This window comes from Streptomyces sp. MGP-P1, assembly GCF_057766565.1.
Genome location: NZ_JBYMEM010000001.1, coordinates 1,596,475 through 1,617,602, shown reverse-complemented (window position 1 = coordinate 1,617,602; position 21,128 = coordinate 1,596,475). Strand labels below are relative to the sequence as shown.

General features: G+C 71.7%; 16 protein-coding genes, 1 pseudogene and 1 riboswitch. Of the genes and pseudogenes, 11 read left to right on the top strand and 6 right to left on the bottom strand.

The genetic code is table 11. The features are described 5' to 3' along the window. Window positions 1-63: 63 nt before the first annotated feature. Window positions 64-2,193, top strand: coding sequence for a DUF2075 domain-containing protein (locus AC3CH1_RS07135; protein WP_488462171.1), 2,130 nt, complete (start codon window positions 64-66; stop codon window positions 2,191-2,193). Between the two features lie 56 nt (window positions 2,194-2,249). Here the strand turns inward: AC3CH1_RS07135 and AC3CH1_RS07130 are convergent, their stop codons facing one another. Together AC3CH1_RS07130 and AC3CH1_RS07125 are read right to left on the bottom strand one after the other, a co-directional pair. Continuing rightward, window positions 2,250-2,378, bottom strand: a complete 129-nt coding sequence (locus AC3CH1_RS07130) for a DUF6408 family protein (RefSeq protein WP_266397138.1) — start codon at window positions 2,376-2,378, stop codon at window positions 2,250-2,252. A 259-nt stretch (window positions 2,379-2,637) separates the two neighbouring features. Then, the gene (locus AC3CH1_RS07125; protein ID WP_488462088.1) at window positions 2,638-4,509 is read right to left on the bottom strand and encodes a DNA/RNA helicase domain-containing protein; all 1,872 of its coding nucleotides are present in this window, start codon (window positions 4,507-4,509) and stop codon (window positions 2,638-2,640) included. A 717-nt stretch (window positions 4,510-5,226) separates the two neighbouring features. Beyond that, window positions 5,227-5,293: riboswitch (guanidine-III (ykkC-III) riboswitch) on the top strand. Between the two features lie 12 nt (window positions 5,294-5,305). Here AC3CH1_RS07125 and AC3CH1_RS07120 point away from each other — a divergent pair. Continuing rightward, a complete protein-coding gene (locus AC3CH1_RS07120) occupies window positions 5,306-5,620 on the top strand; it encodes a DMT family transporter (RefSeq protein WP_488462087.1) in 315 nt (104 codons plus the stop codon). A 247-nt stretch (window positions 5,621-5,867) separates the two neighbouring features. Here AC3CH1_RS07120 and AC3CH1_RS07115 read toward each other — a convergent pair whose 3' ends face one another. Further along, window positions 5,868-6,521 carry a TetR/AcrR family transcriptional regulator gene (locus AC3CH1_RS07115; protein WP_488462086.1) on the bottom strand — a complete coding sequence of 218 codons (654 nt, stop codon included), beginning with the start codon at window positions 6,519-6,521 and terminating at the stop codon, window positions 5,868-5,870. 121 nt (window positions 6,522-6,642) lie between these two features. Here AC3CH1_RS07115 and AC3CH1_RS07110 point away from each other — a divergent pair. Further along, a pseudogene (locus AC3CH1_RS07110) lies at window positions 6,643-8,040 on the top strand (MFS transporter). Next, window positions 8,037-9,266 carry an FAD-dependent monooxygenase gene (locus tag AC3CH1_RS07105; RefSeq protein WP_488462085.1) on the top strand — a complete coding sequence of 410 codons (1,230 nt, stop codon included), beginning with the start codon at window positions 8,037-8,039 and terminating at the stop codon, window positions 9,264-9,266. The pseudogene AC3CH1_RS07110 and the gene AC3CH1_RS07105 overlap by 4 nt, the downstream one beginning before the upstream one ends. Here AC3CH1_RS07105 and AC3CH1_RS07100 read toward each other — a convergent pair. Next, window positions 9,250-11,010, bottom strand: a complete 1,761-nt coding sequence (locus AC3CH1_RS07100; RefSeq protein WP_488462084.1) for an aldehyde dehydrogenase (NADP(+)) — start codon at window positions 11,008-11,010, stop codon at window positions 9,250-9,252. The two genes, AC3CH1_RS07105 and AC3CH1_RS07100, sit on opposite strands and share 17 nt — an antisense overlap. Window positions 11,011-11,155: 145 nt before the next feature. Here AC3CH1_RS07100 and AC3CH1_RS07095 point away from each other — a divergent pair, with 145 nt between their 5' ends. Genes AC3CH1_RS07095 through AC3CH1_RS07065 form a run of 7 tightly spaced genes read left to right on the top strand, consistent with a single transcriptional unit; the run spans window position 11,156 to window position 18,114 of the window. Then, the gene (locus tag AC3CH1_RS07095; protein ID WP_488462083.1) at window positions 11,156-12,316 is read left to right on the top strand and encodes an NAD(P)/FAD-dependent oxidoreductase; all 1,161 of its coding nucleotides are present in this window, start codon (window positions 11,156-11,158) and stop codon (window positions 12,314-12,316) included. A gap of 5 nt (window positions 12,317-12,321) precedes the next feature. Further along, window positions 12,322-12,576 carry a (2Fe-2S)-binding protein gene (locus tag AC3CH1_RS07090; protein WP_488462170.1) on the top strand — a complete coding sequence of 85 codons (255 nt, stop codon included), beginning with the start codon at window positions 12,322-12,324 and terminating at the stop codon, window positions 12,574-12,576. Then, window positions 12,569-14,143, top strand: coding sequence for an FAD/NAD(P)-dependent oxidoreductase (locus AC3CH1_RS07085; protein ID WP_488462082.1), 1,575 nt, complete (start codon window positions 12,569-12,571; stop codon window positions 14,141-14,143). Before AC3CH1_RS07090 ends, AC3CH1_RS07085 begins: the two co-directional genes overlap by 8 nt. A gap of 9 nt (window positions 14,144-14,152) precedes the next feature. Next, window positions 14,153-15,073 (top strand): dihydrodipicolinate synthase family protein, encoded by a 921-nt coding sequence (locus AC3CH1_RS07080; protein ID WP_488462081.1) that lies wholly within the window; start codon window positions 14,153-14,155, stop codon window positions 15,071-15,073. Window position 15,074: 1 nt separating this feature from the next. After that, a complete protein-coding gene (locus AC3CH1_RS07075) occupies window positions 15,075-16,076 on the top strand; it encodes a proline racemase family protein (protein ID WP_488462080.1) in 1,002 nt (333 codons plus the stop codon). Then, window positions 16,073-17,149, top strand: a complete 1,077-nt coding sequence (locus AC3CH1_RS07070; RefSeq protein WP_488462079.1) for a proline racemase family protein — start codon at window positions 16,073-16,075, stop codon at window positions 17,147-17,149. The genes AC3CH1_RS07075 and AC3CH1_RS07070 overlap by 4 nt, the downstream gene beginning before the upstream one ends. Beyond that, window positions 17,146-18,114: an ornithine cyclodeaminase family protein gene (locus tag AC3CH1_RS07065; RefSeq protein WP_488462078.1), complete on the top strand. Its 969-nt coding sequence runs from the start codon at window positions 17,146-17,148 to the stop codon at window positions 18,112-18,114. The genes AC3CH1_RS07070 and AC3CH1_RS07065 overlap by 4 nt, the downstream gene beginning before the upstream one ends. Before the next feature lie 350 nt (window positions 18,115-18,464). On the opposite strand, the gene AC3CH1_RS07060 is transcribed toward AC3CH1_RS07065, so the two are convergent. Both AC3CH1_RS07060 and AC3CH1_RS07055 read right to left on the bottom strand, forming a co-directional pair. Further along, window positions 18,465-19,175 carry a GntR family transcriptional regulator gene (locus AC3CH1_RS07060; RefSeq protein WP_488462077.1) on the bottom strand — a complete coding sequence of 237 codons (711 nt, stop codon included), beginning with the start codon at window positions 19,173-19,175 and terminating at the stop codon, window positions 18,465-18,467. A 94-nt stretch (window positions 19,176-19,269) separates the two neighbouring features. After that, entirely contained in the window at window positions 19,270-20,730 is a 1,461-nt protein-coding gene (locus tag AC3CH1_RS07055) for an aminopeptidase P family protein (protein ID WP_488462076.1), read from the bottom strand. Window positions 20,731-21,128: the final 398 nt, after the last annotated feature.

Here is a 21,128-nt window from a genome sequence, read left to right as displayed (position 1 = left end):
CTGGACAGGACATGCCCCCACCCGCACGAGTCACTCGTGCCCTGGGGGAACCACCTCGTGTCCATGCTCCTTCTGCGACTGTCGGCGCAGGATCTGCTCACACTTGATTCGCGAGACCGGATGGTGCCGCACCTTGCCGCCCGTTGGCGGTACTTCCGGGGAGCGGATGCCTCGGAGTCGGAGCGTTCCGCATGGGCGGAGAGCCTCGTGAGCCTTGCGAACGACCTGGTCGCGGCGGGACGGGGCAACGTAGAGATGATCGTCGAATGTGCGGCCACGATCGACGAGGCGGTCTGTCCCGGTGATCCCCGCCTCATCGACGTCGTTCTGGTGGGCCGCCATCCGGAACGTCACGTGCCCTCCGTCCAGTTGGTCGAACTGAAGCGCTGGTCAACCGTGAGTCGGGTGGAAAGGGCGGTCGCGGAACTCTTCCACGTGCCGGGCATCGAAGAGGGAAAGAAGCATCCGACGCTCCAATTGGAGTCGTACTACGAGGCGTTCACTAGCCCCCGGGGTCCCTTTCAGGGCGCAGACTTCGAATGCGGCGGTTTCGCGTACTTGCACAACGCCACCGATGAATCCGTACGCAGTCTGATCGGTGTGGATGCGCCGACTGGATCCTACGCCCGCGTGTACACGCGTGACCGGCGCGAGCGGTTGCTGTCCGATCTCAGGACGAACTTCGCCGAGGAAGGCGCGGCCTCCATGGCCGAGAGAATGCTGCAGAGCATGGGCCTGCGCAATACCCCGCTGCTCGATGCCATGATCTGGTCGCGCGGAGCCGACACCGTCTTCACTCTGCGAGGTCGGCAGAAGAAGGTTGCGTACCAAGTCCTGGAGACCGCGTCGAAGGTTCTACCGGATCCGGCCCATCCAGCCCTGGTACCGGACGAACGGCGCGTGGTCTTTCTCGTGACGGGTGGGGCGGGAACGGGGAAGAGCGCCATCGGCCTGCAGATCAAGGCAGAGCTGGAGGCCCAGGGGCGTACGGTCAAATACGCCAGTGGCAGCCGGGCCTTCAACGGCGCCCTTCAGGAACACGTCGGCTACGGGGATCGACAGTTCAGGGAGACGTTCACCTACTTCAGCGGGTTCGTCACCCCGCCCGACCCGCCTTTGGACGTGCTGATCTGCGACGAAGCGCACCGGCTCCGGGATCGGTCAACCAGTCAATTCTGGAAACCCGAGGACCAGGGCACGGGCCCGCAGGTAGACGAACTCCTGGCTGCCTCCCGCCTGACGGTGTTCTTCCTGGACGAGGGACAGTCCGTGAGACCGAACGAAGTCGGAACCGTCGCTCTGATCAAGGAAGCGGCTGAACGGCACAACGCTCTCGTCGTCGAGTACAAGTTGAGGGAACAGTTTCGATGCGGGGGCAGTGACGCCTACGTCCGTTGGGTGAAGGCCTTGCTTGGCGTGACGGGTGAGGATCCCGGTAAATGGCGCCCTGACGGACTGATGCACATCGAAGTGGCGGATACCCCGGAGGAACTCGAACAGATCATTCGCACGGAAGCGTTCGCCGGTGCGTCCGCGCGTATGGTCGCGGGCTACTGCTGGCCGTGGACGAAGCCGCTGGGCAAGGAGAGAAGACTGGAGGCCGACGTCCGTATCGGCGAGTGGTTCCGGCCGTGGAACGCGGACAGCGACAGCTTCTGCGAGGACGACGCACCACCGTCGAAGATCTGGTCCGTGCACGAGAACGGCCTCGGCCAGATCGGCTGCGTTTACACCGCACAGGGACTCGAATGGGACTGGTGCGGTGTGCTCATGGGCGATGACATGGTTCGCCGAGGTGACGAGTGGGTCTTCCGGCGGGGCAAGGAACTCAAGACCGCGGAGCCGGGCGTCAAGCGGGTCTCGGACCCCGGTTCGTTCGACCCGAAGGTGAAGGCCGGCAGCGTCGATGCCGACGGGTTCGCGCGCCTCATCCGGCACGCGTACCACGTGCTGATGACCCGGGCCAGTCGTGCCACCGTGCTCTACTCCACGGACCAGGAGACCCGGGACTATCTCAAGAAGCTCGTGGGCAGCGTCGAGATCCATGGTCTGCGGCCCACTTGGGAGAACTTGCCCGTGGAGGCACGCAAACCCCACCTGCCGAGGCCAGGCCGAAATCGGGGGCGGGGCAAGAGCAAGGGGAAACGCCAGAAGGACCAGGGGTCGCAGGCCCCGGAGATGAGGCTGTTCTGACGAGAGCCGACGCATGAGTGAGGTGGCGGGCTCACCGGGCCCGCCACCGGCCCGCACTAGAAGAGCAGACCTGCGATCGCCATCAGGGCCGCCACCAACAGGTTGGAGACGACTGCGGAGGCGATGTCGATCAGGACCTCGCGGATCCGTTCACGACGCGCACGCTTGCACTCGACCGAGGTCATGGCCACTCCAAAGCAGTGAGATCGGAATGGCAGGGGGAAGCCCTACCGGGCGTCCACGCTCACGTCGTGTGTCACCACACGACGGGCACAACCGTTCCTTGCTCGCAGCTCATTGCGGCGAACTCAAGAACCACAGCCTCGTACCTTCCGGGAAAGGTGCGCAGCGCGATCATGTTATCTCCTGAGCCGCAGCGGAGGGTGTGGATTCCACAGCGGCATGCACCGGCCCCGCATCGGGTGCGCTCTGGCGCTCGCGAGGTCAGAGCGCCGAAGGGATCAGGGAGCGGAGCTTCTCGCGAGTTTCGCGGTCCGTCGAGTAGACAACCGTGCCGATCATGCCGCGGGTCAGGAGCACCTTGTAGGTGTTGCGGATCAGGCGGTCCACGTCCTCGTCAGGGGTGGCCTTGGTGAAGGACGGGTCCTTGGAGGCGCTTCGGTCCACCACCCATCGGTCGGTTCGCCAGACGAGGTCCGGGCCCATGATCACTCCCGACCAGTCGTATTCGAAGCCCTGGGCGGTGTAGACGCACCCGACCTGTCCGAACCCGGCAGGGTCGGTGGCCCAGAGGGGCGCCGGCGGGGCGCCTAGCAGGGCGCGGTCGCCGAAGAGGTTCCACGGCCTGGCCCAGTCGCCGATGACCACGTCGGCGGGCAGGGTGTGCATGCTGGAGGTGACCTTCGTCGTCCACTTCCAGCAGTAGCCCGCGGAGATGCGCGCACCGTAGTCCTGGGACCGTCGCGCAGCCAGGAAGCCCTCCAGCTCCTGGGGACTCTCGGCGGTCAAGAGCTGCACCTTGTCGTCGGGCTCCCACGGGGTGGGCGCGGTTCCTTCGAGTCCCAGAAGGTCGACCACCCACCGCAGGTAGGCGTCGCTACCACCGCAGCGGAACTGGCTGTCGAGCGTGACCACCGTGCAGTCCAGCCCCTGTACGGCCGCGGCCGCCTGGATCTGTTCCACGGTTCCCATCTCACCCGGACGCACCACTTGGTGCTGGTCCAGCAGGAACACCGGAACCCGGGCAGCGTCCATCAGCTCCGCCACCTGCGGTCGGCCGGTCCGCAGCGTGGCCTTCGTGTACCGGTTGGCGGAGGTCCTGCGGAGCCGGTGTGCCTCGTCACAGACCAGCACGTCGAGGTCGTTCGGCTCCGCCTCCATGAAGCTGTTGAAGTAGCGGAAGAGCCGTTGGACCTCGGGCTTGCGGGCGCCCGCGACCTTGCGCATCGTCTTGGTGAAGGACTGCGAACCAGTGGCGTGCAGAGCCGGCACACCACGCCGGTAGAGGTCGCCCAGCAGGGAGAGGGCGATCACGCTCTTGCCGGAGCCAGGCCCGCCGGCCACGACGACGACTTGCTTGCGGTTGGACCGCCGGGCCTGTCGCACGGCCGACATGACCGTTTCGTAGGCGAGCCGCTGCTCGTCCAGCAGCACGAACTGCTCTCGATTGCGCACCTCTTCGGCGGCAACGGCCATCAGTTGCCGTGAAGGCCGGACCTTGCCCTGCAGCAAGGTATCGGCTGCCTCGGCACCCGGCTTCGCCGCCAGCTTGGAGCGCAGGTAGCCGATGAAGGCTCCGCGCTGGTCGCCGGTGAATATCCGGCCGCGATCGTCCTCCACGACGGCGCGGAGCCCCGCCACGCCGAAGTCGGTCGCGTTGTGCAGGTAGGCCACTCCCGCGACCGAGTCGGGGATTTGTTCCAATGCACTGTTGAACGAGATGAGGTAGCCACAGTAGCCCCGCACCTGCTCGATCGGGTTGAGGACCGGATCCGGGTAGGCGTCGATGCGGCACAGCAGCGGATCGTCCTCCTCGGGATGGGCCTCGCTCCACTGCTTCAGCTCGACCACCACGTACGAGGGCTCTCCGGTACTCGGATGAACACCGGCAAGTATCACGTCCGCGCGCTTGCTGGTGAGGGGCAGCGCGTACTCGAGCATCATCTCTACTTCGCCGAGCCCGGCCTCGATCAGCGCGTTGGTGAGCGCCGGGATGCTGCGCTCCCAGGAACGCACCTCGGACGGCTGGGGGCGATGACGGTGTTTGTGCAGGAAGTTTTCGCTCAGGAGCTCGGCAAGCCGTCCTTCAAGGTGGGTGCGGTTGGCCAACGACGCCGCGGACTCACGGAACAGCAAGGAAGTGCCCCCAGGCAGCACGAAGTAGCTCGTGCGGGTGGGGGCATGTCCTTCGGTTCCACTGAGGTGGAGCGGAAGCCCGTCGGGCCGCTGAGATGGTCTGAGCCATCCTAGAACAGGACGTGGATCATGGGCTCTGAGCTGATCGGCAGCCTCGTACGCGGGGATCTGGTGACGTTCCTCTGACGCACACAGTTCCCGTGAGCCGACGCGACAAGGACACTGAACTGCGATTTTGCCCAGTTTCCAGCTTCTCAAGGTGTTCTCTGGGACGCATCATGTGGAGTGCGTGGCGATTTTGGAGCCGGTCGCAAAGGGCTCCTGACCTGCAATTTTATTATTCGGGTGAGATGCTCGACCTGTTTCCCCCGTGGAGCGGGTCGAGTGCTGGGCCTGACTCTCGAAGCCTCTTGAACTGCGAATCATCACGGAGTCGCTTGCGTCCGCGACGTCTTCAAGGTCTCGTTCGGAGATTCTTGACGCTCACATCGGGAGTGTCAGCCTCACGGACCTCTCAGACTGGGGCCGTGCGGGCCGGGCCCTCGGCATGGAGGGCAAGGAACTCCTCCCGGTTTCCCCGCGAGCTGCCATCCCGGTGCCCGGCTCCCTGGAGCCCCGCGGTCGCGTCACGACGTCCCCGCCTTCCCGAGCAACCCCGGTGACGTGCGGTGATGCGTGGTCGACGTTGCCAACCACGACCGGATGTGCGACGTTGGACTGGAGCCCGAGAACGGGGCTTCCGGACGAGGGGTGCCGTACCCGGTGTGCGACAAGACGGCCCGTACTGGAGGCTGTCATGTCATGGATCATTCTTGCTCTCTCGGGCGTTCTGGAAGCCGTGTGGGCTACGGCCCTGGGCAAGTCCGAAGGTTTCAGCCGGCTCACCCCGTCCCTGGTTTTCGCCGTAGCACTGACCGCGAGTATGGGCGGCTTGGCCTACGCGATGCGGGATCTGCCCGTCGGTACCGCGTATGCGGTGTGGGTGGGGATCGGGGCGGTGCTCACCGTCGTGTACGCCATGATCACCGGCGACGAGTCGGTCAGCGCGCTGAAGGTCGTCTTCCTGGTGCTGATCGTCGGTAGCGTGGTCGGCCTCAAGGCCGCCCACTGAGTCTCGCGCCTGCCCGACTGTGCCCACCTCGTTCGAGGTGGGCACAGTCGCGTAAGGAAGCGGGTCGCGGTTCGTCACGCTTCGGGCCGGAGTTCCGTGCGGTGCGTGCACGGCCGCGGTCCCTGCCACGCTCGCCTTCGCGTTCAGCTCTGGTCGGGGGTCGACAGCAAGGGGCACGCCGGTGACCTGGTGGCTCTTGGGGAAGGGACCGATGTCCTCGGTGACGTGACCGTGGCACCCGCCCACGTCACGGCGTGACGCCCGCGCTCCGATCGGGCCGGTACGCGCGGAGGAACGTCCGTACTCCCTCGACGACGAGTGGGCGTACGCGGGGGTCCTGCGCGGCGTTCGCGGAACCGAGGCGGTCCAGTGCGACGCCGAAGGTCAGGGCGAGGAACTGGTCGGCCGCCAGCCGGGCGTCGGGCGCGTCCAGCAGCCCGGCCTCGGCGAAAGCCGCGAACCGCTCCGCGATCGCCTCGTCGGGGGTGTCCGCCATCGGGTTGTAGTCCTGCTGCGGCAGATGGCCGGACTCCGTCCGGACCAGGCGTTGCAGTGTCGTGTACTCCGCCGAGCCGAGCATGTCGGTCGCGATGCGCAGCGCGAACGCGACCAGGCCGTCCTCCAGTTCGGCGGGCTCGGTCAGGTCCGTGAGGGTGTCGTCGAGGGTGCGCCGGACCGTGCTGACCAGCGACTGGCCGACCGAGTCGACGACCGCCCGCAGCAGGGTCCGCTTGTCGCCGAAGTAGTCGTAGACCGTTCGCTTGGACACCTTTGCCCGCGCGGCGACCGCGTCGACGCTGGAGCGGTCGAAACCGTCGGCGAGGAACAGTTCCCGGGCCGCCGAGAGGATGGCGGCCCGCTTCCGCGTGGACCCCTCGCGCAGGGTCTTGGTGGTCGGCATGGGCTCATCCTAACCGTCCTACACTGCACGGTGTAGTGTAGTTCTGGTCCGGTGAGTACCGTGCGCGTCGCTCCGCGCGCGGCCGGCTCCGTCCCGCCGGGCCGTGACGGAAGGGAACTCCATGACCACGACTTCGGCTCCTCCGCTCCGCATCGGGAAAGCCGCCGTCCGCTCCCTCGGGGTGCTGGCGCCGGCCACCGGCGCCCTGGAATCGGTGGTGACGCCGACGCTCCCGCTCCTACGGCGTGAGCTGGACATGAGCCACGCCGAAGGGGCGTTGCTCAGCATCGTGCTCCTCGTCACCGGCGCGCTGATCACGCCGGTGGCGGGGAAGTTAGGCGACCGCTACGGCGGGAAACAGGTCCTCGTCCGGCTAATGACGGTGGTCTGTGCCGGGGGCCTGGTGTCCGCACTGGCGCCGAGCCTGCCGGTACTGCTGCTCGGTCAGGTACTTCAGGGCGCGATGGTGGGCGCGCTGCCCCTGTCGTTCATCCTGGTGCGCGAACACCTCCCCGAGGGCGAGTCCAAGGTGGCCATCGGGGTGGTCAGCGGGCTGTTCGTGGGGGGCACGATGGCGGGGACGCTGGCGGCCGGACCCGTGGCCGAAGGGCTGTCCCGGCACTGGATGTTCGCGCTGCCGACGTTCGCGGTCATCGGGGCCACCGTGCTGGTGCACCGGCTGATGCCGCAGGATCCGCCGCGCCGGCCGGGTGCGCGCCGGGATCGACCGGCCCGGCCTGGTCCTCCTGAGCGGAACGCTCGTCACACTCATGCTCGTCCTGGCACTGGCGCCCGAGATCGTCGCGCGGCCCCTCGTCCTCGTCGCCCTTCTCGTGCTGCTGGCAGCCTTCGCCGCCGGGTGGGTGGCCGTCGAACGTCGCGCGGCCTCGCCGATGGTCGATCTGCGCATGGTGGGGCGGCCCGAGGTGTGGAAAGCGTGCGTGCTGACGTTCATGATCTGCGTCGGTACGTCGGTGGCGGCCTACCTCGTCCCGGCGCTGTTCGCGGTACCCGCCGACGCGTACGGGTTCGGGGCGAGCGCGACGCAGATCGGCCTCTTCCTGCTGCCCGGGGCCGTGGCCGCGTCACTGGCCGGGCCGGCCGGCGGGTTCGGGACGCGCCGGTTCGGTTCGCGTGCCGTGGTCACCGCCGGGGTCCTCGTCATGGCCGTCGGCCTGCTCGGCCTGGCGGCCGTACACACCGAGGTCTGGCATCTCGTCGCCGGCAAGATGCTCATCGCGCTCGCCAACGGGCTCTGTGTCACGGCGTTGGTGACCAGCACCGCCACCTCCGTCGACCGCGGTGACACCGGCATCGCCACCGGCCTGGTCCTGGTGACGCGCGTGATCGGCTTCGCCGTGGGGGTCCAGATCAGCGGCGCGATCCTCACCGCCAGGACCCCGCCGGGTCGGACCTCCCGGCCGAATCGGCCTACGTCGTCGGCTTAGTCCTGGCCGGAGCCGTCACGGCACTGTCCCTGCTCGTCGTCCGTACCCTGAGCAAAGGAGTCAAGGCATGACCCGCGTCGACACGTTGGTGAACGGTCCCGCCGGACGGGGGCGTACGGTCCTGATATCCGGGGCCGGCATCGCGGGGCCCGCCCTCGCGTACTGGCTGAACCGCTACGGATTCGCGGTCACGGTGGTCGAGAAGGCGGGCAGGGTCCGCGACGGCGGCTATCCCATCGATGTGCGCGGCACCGCGCTCGACGTCGTCCGGCGGATGGGGATCCTGCCGCGGCTGCGGGACGCGCACATCGATCTGCGCCGGCTGACCTTCCTCGACGAGGACGGCTCCGAGGTGGCCTCGCTCGACCCGCACGCCGTCACAGGCGGGGTCGCGGGAAGAGACCTGGAGGTGCGACGCGGGGCGCTGGCCGGCGCACTCCACGAGGCCGTCCGTGACGACGTGGAGTTCCTGTTCGACGACTCCATCGACAGCCTCGACCAGAGCCGCCACGGGGTCGACGTCACTTTCCGCGGGGCGGGCAGCCGTACGTTCGACCTGGTGCTGGGGGCGGACGGGCTGCACTCGCACACCCGCGCGCTGCTGTTCGGACCCGAGGGGCGGTTCCACCGCTATCTCGGTTACTGCTTCGCCGGGTTCACCCTGCGCAACGCCTTCGGGCTCGTCCGTGAGGCCGCGATGTGGAACGCTCCGGGCCGGGCCGCCGTGCTGTACGACGTGGGCGGCGACGACGGCGATGTGCACGGCTTGCTCAACTTCGCCCGCACGGAACCGCCGTTCGACGCGTTCCGTGACCCGGAGGCCCAACGGGCCCTGGTCGCCCAGGTCTTCGACGGCGCGGGGTGGGAGGTCCCGGGCATGCTCGCCGCCCTGCGCGACGCGGACGACCTGTTCTTCGACGTGGTCAGCCAGATCCGCATGCCCCGCTGGTCCAGCGGCAGGGTCGCGCTGGTGGGCGACGCCGCGTACGCGCCCTCCTTCCTCACCGGCCAGGGCTCCAGCCTCGCCCTGGTCGGCGCGTACATGCTCGCCGGATCGCTGGCGGCCGAGCGGGATCACGCCGCGGGTTTCGCCGCCTACGAGCGTGACACCCGTGCGTTCGTGACCCTGAACCAGGATCAGGTCGGCAAGGGCGAGGCCGCCCTCTTCCCGACCACCGCCCGGGCGCTGGAGCAGCGCAACACCCTGCTGCGCTCCCTGGGCTCCATGCCGCCCCCGACGGAGGGGCGGCCCGCCCACGAGGCCCTGTTGCTGCCGGAGTTCAGGCTCCCGGGGTGAGCGTCGCCCCGGTTTGCCGGGGGACCCGCAGGGGGTTGCCGTCGCGGAGTTCGGGGGGCAGGAAGGCGTCGGGGAAGGACTGGTAGCAGACCGGGCGCAGCCAGCGTTCGACGGCGAGGGCGCCGACGCTCGTCGTGCCGGGCGAACTCGTCGCCGGCCACGGCCCCCCGTGCACCATCGCGTGGCTGACCTCGACGCCGGTGGGCCAGCCGCCCCACAGAACGCGGCCGGCCCGCTCCTCCAGCACCGGCAGCAGCCCGAGGGCCGTAGTCCGGTCGGCGTCCGTCGCGTGCAGGGTGGCCGTCAGCTGGCCCTCCAACGCCTCCAGCAGAGAGTGGAGTTCGTTCTTTCCCGACCAGCGCACGGCGAGCCCGGCCGCGCCGAAGACCTCGCCGGCGAGGTCCCCGTGCGCGGTGTACGTGGCCGCGTCGCACGCCAGGACGACGGGGGCCGGTGCGTACGGGCCGGTCCCGGCCGCGCCGCGCGCCACCTCCCGTACGCCCGGTACGTCCTCCCACCGCCGTACGCCTTCGGTGTACGCGCGGGCGATGTCCGGGGTGAGCATGACCTGCCCCTCCGTGGCCTTCACGGCCCGGGCTGTGGCGGCGAGGAAGGCGTCGCCCGCCGGTCCGGCAGGCAGCAGCAGGAGGCCGGGGTTCGTGCAGAACTGCCCCGCGCCGGCTGTCAGCGACGCCACGTACGCGTCGGCCGCGGCCTCCGGCTCGGCGAGGGCCCCGTCGAGCATGATCACGGGATTGACCGCGGACATCTCGGCGTGGACCGGGACGGGCACCGGGCGCGACCGCCCGGCGGCGATCAGCGCCAGCCCGCCGGTCCGGGAGCCGGTGAACCCCACCGCGGTGATCCGCGGATCGCCGACCAGGGCGAGCCCGACGTCGTGGCCCCGGCCCACCAGCAGGGAGAACACACCGGCCGGCATGCCGGTGCGCGCGGCGGCGGCCGTGACGGCGCGGGCCACCGCCTCCCCGGTGCCCGGGTGTGCCGGGTGCGCCTTGACCACCACGGGGCAGCCGGCGGCCAGCGCGGACGCGGTGTCTCCGCCGGCGACCGAGAAGGCCAGCGGGAAGTTGCTCGCACCGAACACGGCCACGGGGCCGAGGGGGACGCGCCGGAGCCGTACGTCCGTGCCCGAGGGGCCGGAGTCGATCCGGGCGCCGAGGGCGCTCCCGCTCCTGACGAGGTCGGCGAAGAGGCGCAACTGCCCGCAGGTGCGACCCCGTTCACCGGTCAGCCGGGCCGGCGGCAGTCCGGTCTCCCGGGCGGCGAGTTCCAGCAGGGCGTCGCCGAGGGCCTCGATCTCCTCCGCGCAGGCGTCGAGGAAGGCCGCCCGCCGCTCGGGCGGCAGGGCGCGGAAGGCGCGGGCGTCCGCCGCGGCGAGCCGGGCCGCCTCGGCCACCTGCTCCGTCGAGGCGTCCCGGTGCGGGGGGCCGAACGGTTCGCCGGTCGCGGCGGTGACCGCGTACCAGACCTCGCCGGCGCCGGGGACCTCGCGACCGGCCAGGAGCGAGTGCCCGGTCAGGGGTGAATTGCCGGTCAGGAGCGAGTGCCCGATCGGGATGGCGTTCTCGGTCGGGGTTTCGTTCTCGGTCAGGGGTGTGTTCTCCGTCCGGAACGCGTTCCCGGTCAGGGGGGCGGGGCCGTGCGGGGGAGTGGGGTCGTTCAGGGGGGTGGGCCTGTTCGAGGGCCGGTCCCCGGGCAGGGGCGGGTTTCCGGTCGGGTTCACAGCGATGCGTCTCCCTGTGCGCGCCGGTGGGCGGCGCGCCGTCGTCGGGTGCCCGGGTGAAAGTCACCGGGGCGGTGGCGTTGTCCTCGGGTCGTCCGGATGTATAGCCTAAGCAATGGCATGTGACATTGCACTAAGGAGGGCCATGAAAGTCGTCGTCGTCGGAGCGGGCATCGTGGGCGCCGCGTGCGCGTTCCACGCCGCCGCGGCGGGGCTCGACGTCACGGTCCTCGACCGTGGTCCCGTCGGCGCGGGCACGACCAGCCGGGGGGAGGGCAACATCCTCCTCTCCGACAAGGAGCCCGGCCCCGAACTGGCGCTGGCCCGGCTCAGCCGTGACCTCTGGGAGGAGGCCGGTGAGGAACTCGGCGCGGAGACCGTCGAGTTCGAGACCAAGGGGGGCCTCGTCGTCGCGAGCACACCCGAAGCCCTCACCGCCCTGCACGCGTTCGCCGCGCGCCAGGCGGCCGCGGGCGTCCGCACCGAAGCCGTCGAGCGCGTCGGTGAACTCGAACCCCATTGCGCGCCCGGTCTCCCCGGCGGTGTCCACTACCCGCAGGACGCCCAGGTCCAGCCCGTTCTCGCGGCGGCCGCACTGCTGCGCGCCGCGGTCCGGCACGGGGCCCGGACGCACACCGGCGAGGCCGCGGCCGCGGTCACCGGGACCGACGGAAGGATCACCGGAGTGCGCACCGCCGACGGCACGGTGCTGCCCGCCGACGCCGTGGTCAACGCCGCCGGCACCTGGGGCGGCGAGGTCGGCCGCCGCCTCGGCGCACCCGTCGAGATCCTGCCCCGCCGGGGCTTCGTCCTCGTCACCGAGCCGTTGCCGCCGATGATCCGGCACAAGGTCTACTCCGCCGACTACGTGGCCAACGTCGCCTCCAGCGACGAGGGTCTGGAGACCTCGTGCGTCGTCGAGGGCACCCGCGCGGGCACGATCCTGATCGGCGCCAGCCGCGAACGCGTCGGCTTCGACACCTCGATGAACCCGGCCGTGGTGGCCACTCTCGCCGCCCAGGCATGTCGCCTCTTCCCGTTCCTGCGCGGCGTCCACCTGATCCGCGCCTACCGGGGCTTCAGGCCGTACTGCCCGGACCACCTGCCGGTCATCGGCCCCGACCCCCGTGTCACCGGCGTCGTCCACGCGTGCGGCCACGAGGGCGCCGGCATCGGTCTCGCCCCCGGGACCGGCGCCCTGGTCACCGCCCAGCTCCTCGGCCGCCCGTGGCGTGGCGCGGACCCGGCCGCCCACACCGGCCTTCTGCCCGACCGATTCCTCAACCCCGGAGGTGTGCCCAAGTGACCGCAGTGAACGCGTTCACCGTGGACGGCGAACCGTTGCCGTTCGTACCGGGACAGACCCTGGCCGCCGCGTTCGTCGCCTCGGGCCGGGTCGCCTGGCGGACGACCCGGGGCGGGCAACGGCCCCGGGGGATCTTCTGCGGGATCGGCGTCTGTTACGACTGCCTGGTGACCGTCGACGGAACGGGCGGTCAGCGCGCCTGCCTGGTGCAGGCCCGTGCGGGCATGGCCGTCACGACCGGGGAGGCCGACGATGAGTGACCCCCGTGACCTCCGTGACCCCCGTGACCCCCGTGACCTCCGGATGACGAGTGAGCCCCGCGATCCCGTGGTGGCGGACGAGTCCCGTGACCTCGTGGCGCCGAATGAGCCCCGTGACCTCGTGGTGGTGGGCGCGGGCCCGGCCGGCATGGCCGCCGCCGCCACCGCTCTGGACGGCGGACTGCGGGTCACTCTCGTCGACTCGGGCGCCGCGCCGGGCGGCCAGTTCTGGCGTCATCCCCCGCTCTTCGCGCGGGAAGCCGTGGCGACCGCCGATCTGCACCACGGGCTGAGCACCTACCGGGCGCTGTGCGCCACCCTCTCCGCCCACGAGCGCACAGGGCGGCTCACGCTGCTGCTGAACCACCACGTGTGGACCACGGCCCGCGACGGGGGCGAGGACGGAGATGGCTTCACCGTTCACGCCGTGGACCGGAGCCGGGCACCCGAGGAGCGGACCGTCGAGCTGCGCGCACCGGCCCTGCTGGTGGCGACCGGCGCCTACGACCGCCAACTCCCCTTCCCCGGCTGGGACCTCCCCGGGGTGCTCACCGTCGGCGGACTCCAGTCGCTGCTCAAGGGCGGGGGAGTCGTCGCCGGCCACAGGGTGGTCCTCGGCGGCACGGGGCCCTTCCTGCTGCCGGTCGCCGCCGCCCTCGCAGCCCGCGGGGCGAAGGTCGTCGCCGTGTGCGAGGCGGCGGCGCCCTCGGCCTGGCTGCGCCGGCCCGCGGCCCTGCTGCGCAACCCTGCCAAGTGGGCCGAGGGCGCCCGGTACGCGGGCGCCCTCGCCCGGCACCGCGTCCCGGTCCGCACCCGCACCGCGATCGTCGGCGCCGAAGGGGAGGGGCGGGTCGCCGTGGTGCGCACTGCCGCCCTGGACGCCGACGGGCGCCCGCTCCCGGGCACCGAGCGCCGGATCGAGGCCGACACCGTGGGCGTCGGCTGGGGCTTCGTCCCCCAGCTCGACCTGCTCCTCCCGCTCGGCTGCGACCTCGCCGACGCGGGCGACGGCACCATGGCCGCCGCCGTCGACGAGGGACAGCGCACCACGGTGCCCGGGCTGTACGCGGCGGGGGAGACCTGCGGCGTGGGCGGGGCCGCGCTCGCGGTGAGCGAGGGCCGCCTCGCCGCCGTCTCGGTGCTCACCGACCTCGCCGCCCCCGGCCGCCCCGGCACCCGCCGCCCGGCCGCGGAGCGCAGGGCGGTGGCCCGGCACCGCGCTTTCGCACGGGCGATGGCACAGGCACACCCCCTGCCCCCGGCCTGGCCCGCGTGGCTGACCGACGACACACCGGTCTGCCGGTGCGAAGAGGTCACCGCAGGGGCGGTCCGGTCCGCCCGCGCCGACGGTGCGGCAGCCGATCACCGGCAGGTCAAACAGCTGACCAGAGCCGGTATGGGCTGGTGCCAGGGACGCATGTGCGGGCCCGCCGTCCACTGCCTCGTCTCCGCCCGCGACCAGCCGTACGCCCCCGCCGAGCGGCTGATCGCGACCCCCGTCACCCTCGGTGCGCTCGCCGATTCCGTCGAGCGCGATTCCGTCGAGCCCACTTCCGACCCCATCTGAGGAGTTCCCATGGACCTGGACCTGGACCGCACCTCCCTTCCCACCCGCATGCCCTGGCACGGCGTCATCGTCGCGACGAGCCTCCCGTTCGACCAGGACCTCGCCGTCGACCACGGCGCGTACGGCGACAACGTCGCCTGGCTCGCCGAACAGGGCCTGCACGGCGTCGCCCCGAACGGCTCGCTGGGCGAATACCAGACCCTGACGTACGAGGAGCGCGACCGCGTCGTGGAGACCGCCGTCGCCAACGCCCCCGAGGGCTTCACCGTGATGCCGGGCGTCGGAGCGTACGGCGCGATCGAGGCGAGGCGGCACGCGCGGTTCGCCAAGGACGCCGGCTGCCAGGCCGTCATGTGCCTGCCCCCCAACGCCTACCGGGCCGACGACCGCGCCGTCCTGGAGCACTACGCGATGGTCGCGTCCGCCGGACTCCCCGTCACCGCCTACAACAACCCCATCGACACCAAGGTCGACCTGCGCCCGGAGCTGCTGGCCAAGCTGCACGCCGAAGGGTTCATCGTGGGCGTGAAGGAGTTCTCCGGCGACGTCCGCAGGTGCTACGCCATCAACGAACTCGCCCCCGGACTCGACCTGATCATCGGCACCGACGACACCCTCCTGGAAGTCGGCGTCGCCGGCGCCAAGGGCTGGGTCGCGGGCTACCCCCAGGTCTTCCCGCGCGCCTGCCTCGACCTCTACAACGCCTCGCTCGCGGGAGATCTGGACACCGCGCTCCCGCTCTACCGGCAGCTCCACTCCGTACTGCGCTGGGACAGCAGGACCGAGTTCGTCCAGGCGATCAAGCTCGGCCAGGACATGATCGGCCGGACCGGCGGCGGCTGCCGTCCGCCCCGGCAGACCCTGGCCCCGGAGACCGAGGCCGTCGTCCGCGCCGCCACCCAGGCCCTCATCGACGCGGGGGTGAACTGACGTGCGCTCCACGGTCTGTTACCACGCGGTCGACTCGCACACCGAGGGCATGCCGACCCGGGTCATCACCGGCGGGGTGGGCGTCCTGCTGGGCGCGACGATGGCCGAGCGACGGCAGCGGTTCCTGGCCGAGCGCGACGGACTGCGCACCCTGCTCATGTGCGAGCCGCGCGGGCACGGGGCCATGTCCGGAGCGATCCTCCAGCCCCCGACCCGGCCGGACGCCGACTTCGGCGTGCTGTTCATCGAGGTCTCCGGCTGCCTGCCCATGTGCGGCCACGGCACCATCGGCGTGGCGACGGTCCTCGTGGAGACGGGCATGGTCGAGGCGGTCGAACCGGAGACCCTCATCCGCCTCGACACCCCCGCCGGCCTCGTCACGGCACGGGTCGCCGTGCGCGACGGCCGCGCCGAGTCCGTCACCCTGGAGAACGTCGCCTCCTACAGCCACGCGCTGGACCAGGTCGTCGAGGTCGAGGGGTTCGGCCCGGTCCGCTACGACATGGCGTACGGCGGCAACTTCTACGCCATCGTGCGCACCGAGGACCTCGGCATCCCCTACGACCGGGCGGAGAAGGGACGGCTGCTGGAGGCGGGCCTGGCCGTCATGGGGGCGATCAACGAGCGGAACCCGGTGGTCCATCCGGAGAACCCCGCGATCGACGTCTGCCACCACGTCTACCTGGAGGCGCCCGGCTCCACCGCCGAGCACTCGCGGCACGCCATGGCCATCCACCCCGGCTGGTTCGACCGCTCGCCCTGCGGGACGGGAACCAGTGCCCGGATGGCCCAACTGCACGCGCGGGGACTGCTGAGGACCGGGCAGGACTTCGTCAACGAGTCCTTCATCGGCTCCCGCTTCACGGGCCGGATCCTGGCGGAGACCACGGTCGGCGGCAGGCCCGCCGTACTGCCTTCCGTGACCGGCCGCGCCTGGATCACCGGGACCGCGCAGTACCTCCTCGACCCCACGGACCCCTATCCGACGGGATTCACCGTATGACCTCCGATCCTTACACCGGGCCGGTCGGGACGGCGTACACCGGGCCGATCGACACGGTCGACTGGCACACCGGGGGCGAACCGTTCCGGATCGTGTCTGTGCCCCCGTCGGCCGTGACCGGGCACGGGCCCACCGTCGCGGAGCGCCGCACGGCCGCTATGGCCGACGCCGGGGTGCAGTGGACCCGGGCCCTGCTGTGCGGCGAACCGCGCGGCCACGCCGACATGTACGGGGCCTTCCTGGTGCCGCCAGACGACGCCGGGGCCCACCTCGGCGCCCTCTTCTGGCACAAGGACGGCTTCTCCACGGCCTGCGGCCACGGCACGATCGCCCTCGGCGCCTGGGCGGTCGCCACCGGCCTGGTCCCGGCGCCGGCCGACGGCACGACGGACGTCGTCATCGACGTCCCCTCCGGCCGCGTCACGGCGAGCGTGCGCACGGTCGGCGGCCGGGTCGCGGACGTGACGTTCGTCAACGTCCCCGGCCATGTCCACGCGCGCGGCGTCGAGGTGGCCACCTCGCAGGGCCCCGTCACCGTCGACATCGCCTACGGCGGCGCCATGTACGCCGTGCTCCCGGCCCACCGGCTCGGCCTGCGGGTCCGGCCGCGGGACGTCACCGCGCTCGTCGCGGCCGGCCGCGAGATCCGCGACGCGCTGAACGCCGCCCACGCCGCCGAACACCCCGAGGACGCCCGGCTGTCCGGCGTCTACGGGACGGTGTTCACCGAGGAGGCGGGCGACCCGGTCGAACGGCCCGACGGCACCTTGCTGCTGCACCACCGCAACGTCACGGTGTTCGCGGACGGCCAGGTCGACCGCTCCCCGTGCGGCTCGGGCACCGCGGCCCGGGTGGCGCTCCTCGCCGACGCCGGGGAACTGCGCCTCGGCGACGAGCTGAGGCACGAGTCGGTGGTGGGCTCCGTCTTCCGCGCCCGGATCGAACGGGACACCACGGCCCACGGCCGCCCCGCGGTCGTCCCGGCCGTGACGGGAACCGCGTACGCCACCGGAGCGAGCCGCTTCACCGTCGATCCCGACGACACCCTCGTACCCGGGTTCGTGCTGCGATGACGGTGAAGCTCGACGCCGCGGACGTGTTCGCGCTCGGTCCGGCCGGGGCCGTCGCCGCGATCCGGGCGGCGCTGGCCGGGGGGCTCGACCCGGACGGCGACATACCGCGGGCGGTCGTGCCGCTGGCCCACGGGCAGGGGCTGCTCATGCCCTCGGAGTCCGGCGGCTGGTTCGGCGTGAAGATCGCCACCGTCGCGCCCGGCAACGCGGCGCGCGGGCTGCGGCGGATCAACGCCACGTATCTGCTGCACGACAGCGCGACCCTGACGCCGGTGGCCCAGCTGGACGGGGTGGCGCTGACGACCCTGCGCACCCCCGCCGTCACAGTCGCGGCCGGCCTGGACCGGCTGCGCGCGCTCGCCGGCGGGGGCGGGGGGCTGCGCCTGGTGGTCTTCGGCGCGGGCCCCCAGGGGGAGGGGCACGTGGCCGCCGTACGGGCCCATGTTCCGGTGGCCGACGTCACGGTCGTCACTCGGCGCGGGGGGCCCGTGCCCGGCTGGGCGGACCGGAGTCTGACGGCGGACGACGGGGGAGCGGCGGCCGCGGTGCGGCGCGCGGACGTCGTCGTCACCGCGACGTCCGCACGCGAACCGGTGGTCGACGGGAGGCTGGTGCGCGACGCCGCGGTGGTGCTGGCGGTCGGCTCGCACGAACCGGACGTGCGGGAGCTCGACAGCGTGCTGATGGGGCGCGCCACCGTCCTGGTGGAGAGCCGCGCGACCGCCCTCCGCGAGGCGGGCGACGTCGTCATGGCGATCCGCGAGGGCGCGCTCGCCCCGGACGACCTCGTCACCCTCGCGGAGCTGAACGGCTCATGGGGCGACGTCCCGGCCGGTCGGCCGCTGGTCGTGAAGACGTGCGGGATGGGCTGGCAGGACCTGGTGGTCGCCGTCGCGGCCCACCGGCGGAAGGAGGGGACGGCGGGGGTGGAGGCGGAGGAGGGGATGCCGAGGGGACGGAGCTGAGTGCCCCGCCGACGCCGAGCCGCATCCGTGCCCCTCGCGGGGCCGTTACGGCAACACGCGCCGCCCCGAGCCGACTTCGGCGCGAACATGAGCGGCGTTCCGCGCGGTCTTCGGTGCCAAGTCATGCCCGCTTCGCGTGGGTTGCTGCGCCAACATACGCCGCCCCTACCCCGCGCGGACTGCTGCCGCAACGCGCGCCGCCCCGCGCCTACTTCGGCGTCACCCTGCGCGGCGTTCCGTGCGGCCCTCGGCTGCAAGACGTGCCGCCCCTCGCGGGGCCGTTACGTCAACGCACGCCACCCCGCGCCGACTTCGGGGTCACCATGCCCCGGCCCCGACCGCGCTTCGCGTCAGCGTGCGCCGAGCTTGCGCGGCGGGGCGGCGCGTTCGGCTTCCCGTTTCCGGTCCGCCCACAGGGTCCGCACATGCGCGAGATGGCGGCGCATGTGCTCCTCGGCCCCCTCCGCGTCGCCCGCGATCATGATGTCCAGGAGTGCGGTGTGCTCCCGCGCCGAACCCACCAGCGCCCCCTCCTGGGACAGGTCGGTGAGCCCGTAGAGCCGGGAGCGCTTGCGCAGGTCGGCCACGGTCTCCACCAGGCGCGCGTTCCCGGCGAGGGCGAGCAGGTCGAGGTGGAAACGGCGGTCCGACTCCAGGTAGGCGATCAGGTCGCCGCCCTGCGCGGCGGTCACGATCTCCTCGGCCACCGGACGCACCGCCTCCAACTGCTCGCGGGAGGCGGTGCGGGTCACGCGGCCGATGGTGGGGATCTCGATGAGGGCGCGGATCTCCGTGTACTCGTCCAGGTCGCGCTCGGAGAGTTCCGTGACGCGGAACCCCTTGTTGCGCACCGCCTCGACCAGGCCCTCGCGGGCCAGATCCAGCATGGCCTCGCGCACGGGCGTGGCGGAGACGCCGTACTCGGCGGCGAGCGTGGGCGCCGAGTAGATCACGCCCGGCTGGAGTTCCCCCGCGATCAGCGCGGCGCGCAGCGCGTTGGCGACCTGGTCGCGCAGATGCTCCTGCACCGAGATGAGTTTGCGGGACTTCAGCTCACTCATGCGTTCCCCTTCAATGATGTGGCACCGCACTATACAATGTCACGTTGCGCGGTGCCTCATCGGTCGAAGGCCGGTGCTGTCGAGCTCGGCGCTGTCAGCTGTCCAGGAGGCGGGCCATCCACGCCTCGACGCCGTCGACCGTACGGGGCAGCGCGCCGGAGAGCAGCTTCGCCCCGTCCGCGGTGATCACCAGGTCGTCCTCGATCCGCACGCCCATGCCGCGCAGCTCGGGCGGCAGCGTCTCGTCGTCCGGCTGGAGGTAGAGGCCGGGCTCGACGGTGAGGACATGGCCCTCCTCCAGCACGCCGTCGAGATAGGCCTCCGCGCGGGCCCGCGCGCAGTCGTGCACGTCGATGCCGAGCATGTGCCCGCTGCTGCACAGGGTGTAGCGGCGGTACAGGCCGCTGTCGTCGGCGAGCGCCTCCTCGGGCGACACCGGCAGGATGCCCCACGCGTGCAGTCCCTCGGCGATGACCCGCATTGCCTCGCGGTGGAAGTCCCGGAACCGGGCCCCGGGACGCAGGACGCCGATCGCGGCCTCCTGCGCGGCCAGCACCAGTTCGTAGACGTCGCGTTGGGCCGGCGAGAAGCGGCCCGACAGCGGGAGGGTGCGGGTGATGTCGGCGGTGTGGAGGGTGTCGGTCTCCACCCCCGCGTCGAGCAGGAGCAGTTGGGACGGGTCGAGCGGTCCGTCGTTGCGGATCCAGTGCAGGACGCAGGCGTGCGCGCCCGCCGCCGCGATGGTCTCGTACCCCGTGCCGTTGCCCTCGCTCCGGGCGCGCAGCTGGAACACGCCCTCGATCCACCGCTCGCCCCGGGGGTGGCGCAGGGCGTCGGGCAGGGCGCGCGCGACGTCCTCGAAGCCCGCCGTGGTGTGGTCGACGGCCAGTTGGAGCTGGGCGACCTCCCAGGCGTCCTTCCGCAGCCGGAGTTCGGCGAGCGCGGCGTCCAGCTCGGCGTCCCCCGCCGGGGTGTGGGCCCGGGTGGCCAGCAGGCGGTCCACCCGGGCGTCGACGCCGGCGAGCAGGCGGGTCGGCGGCTGCGGGCCGGTGAGGAGTGCGGCCAGGTCGTCGAGGTGGGCGCAGCGCAGCCCGGTCAGCGCCGCCGTCTCGTCCAGGTCGGGGCGGCGGCCGACCCAGAACTCGCCGTAGCGGCGGTCGCGGTAGAAGTCGCTGGTGTTCCGGGAGGAGCGGGGGCGGATGTGGAGCACCGCCTCGTGCCCCTCGGGCCCGGAGGGTTCGAGGACCAGGACGTGGTCGGGCTGCTCCTCGCCGGTGAGTCCGGTCAGCCAGGCGTAGGCGCTGTGCGGCCGGAAGCGGTGGTCGGTGTCGTTCGAGCGGACCTTGAGCGTCCCGGCGGGTATGACGAGCCGCTCCCCCGGGAAGCGGGCCGACAGCCGCTCCAGACGGTCCGGCAGCAGGGCGCGGCCGGGGACCTGTGCGCCGGCGGGCAGGGGGGACGGCGCCCAGTCGGTCGCCATGAAGGCGTCCAGGGCGGCCGGGACGGGCAGATCGTGGCTGCCGGTGTGTACCTGGGCCGGGGACTTCGCGGTCATGGGTCTCCTTCGAGGGTCTTCGAGGGGGAGTGGAGGATGCCGTAGCGGCGGGCGGTCAGCGCTCGTGGGCCCCGCGTCCGCGGCGCTTTCGGGCCGCTGAGAGGGTCGCTGGGCGGTCCGCCGGGAGGGCCGCTGGGCGGTCCCCGTCGCGGACACGTTTCGGTAACGGGATGACGCACTCCTTGGCTGTGCAATTTCACATTACTATGTTACGGGTCACACCGCATGGATGCGGGCGCAGTTCTCCCGGCCCGCTCCCCTTCGCCTTCGCTCTCCGCAAGCAGTCGCCCGCCGGGCCGCTCGGCCGCCCGGATCACCGGGCCCCCTCCGGGCCGCCTCTTTCCACCCGGCCCGTTCCCGCGCTCGTCCTCCCCGCCCGTTCCCGCTTTCGTCCTCCC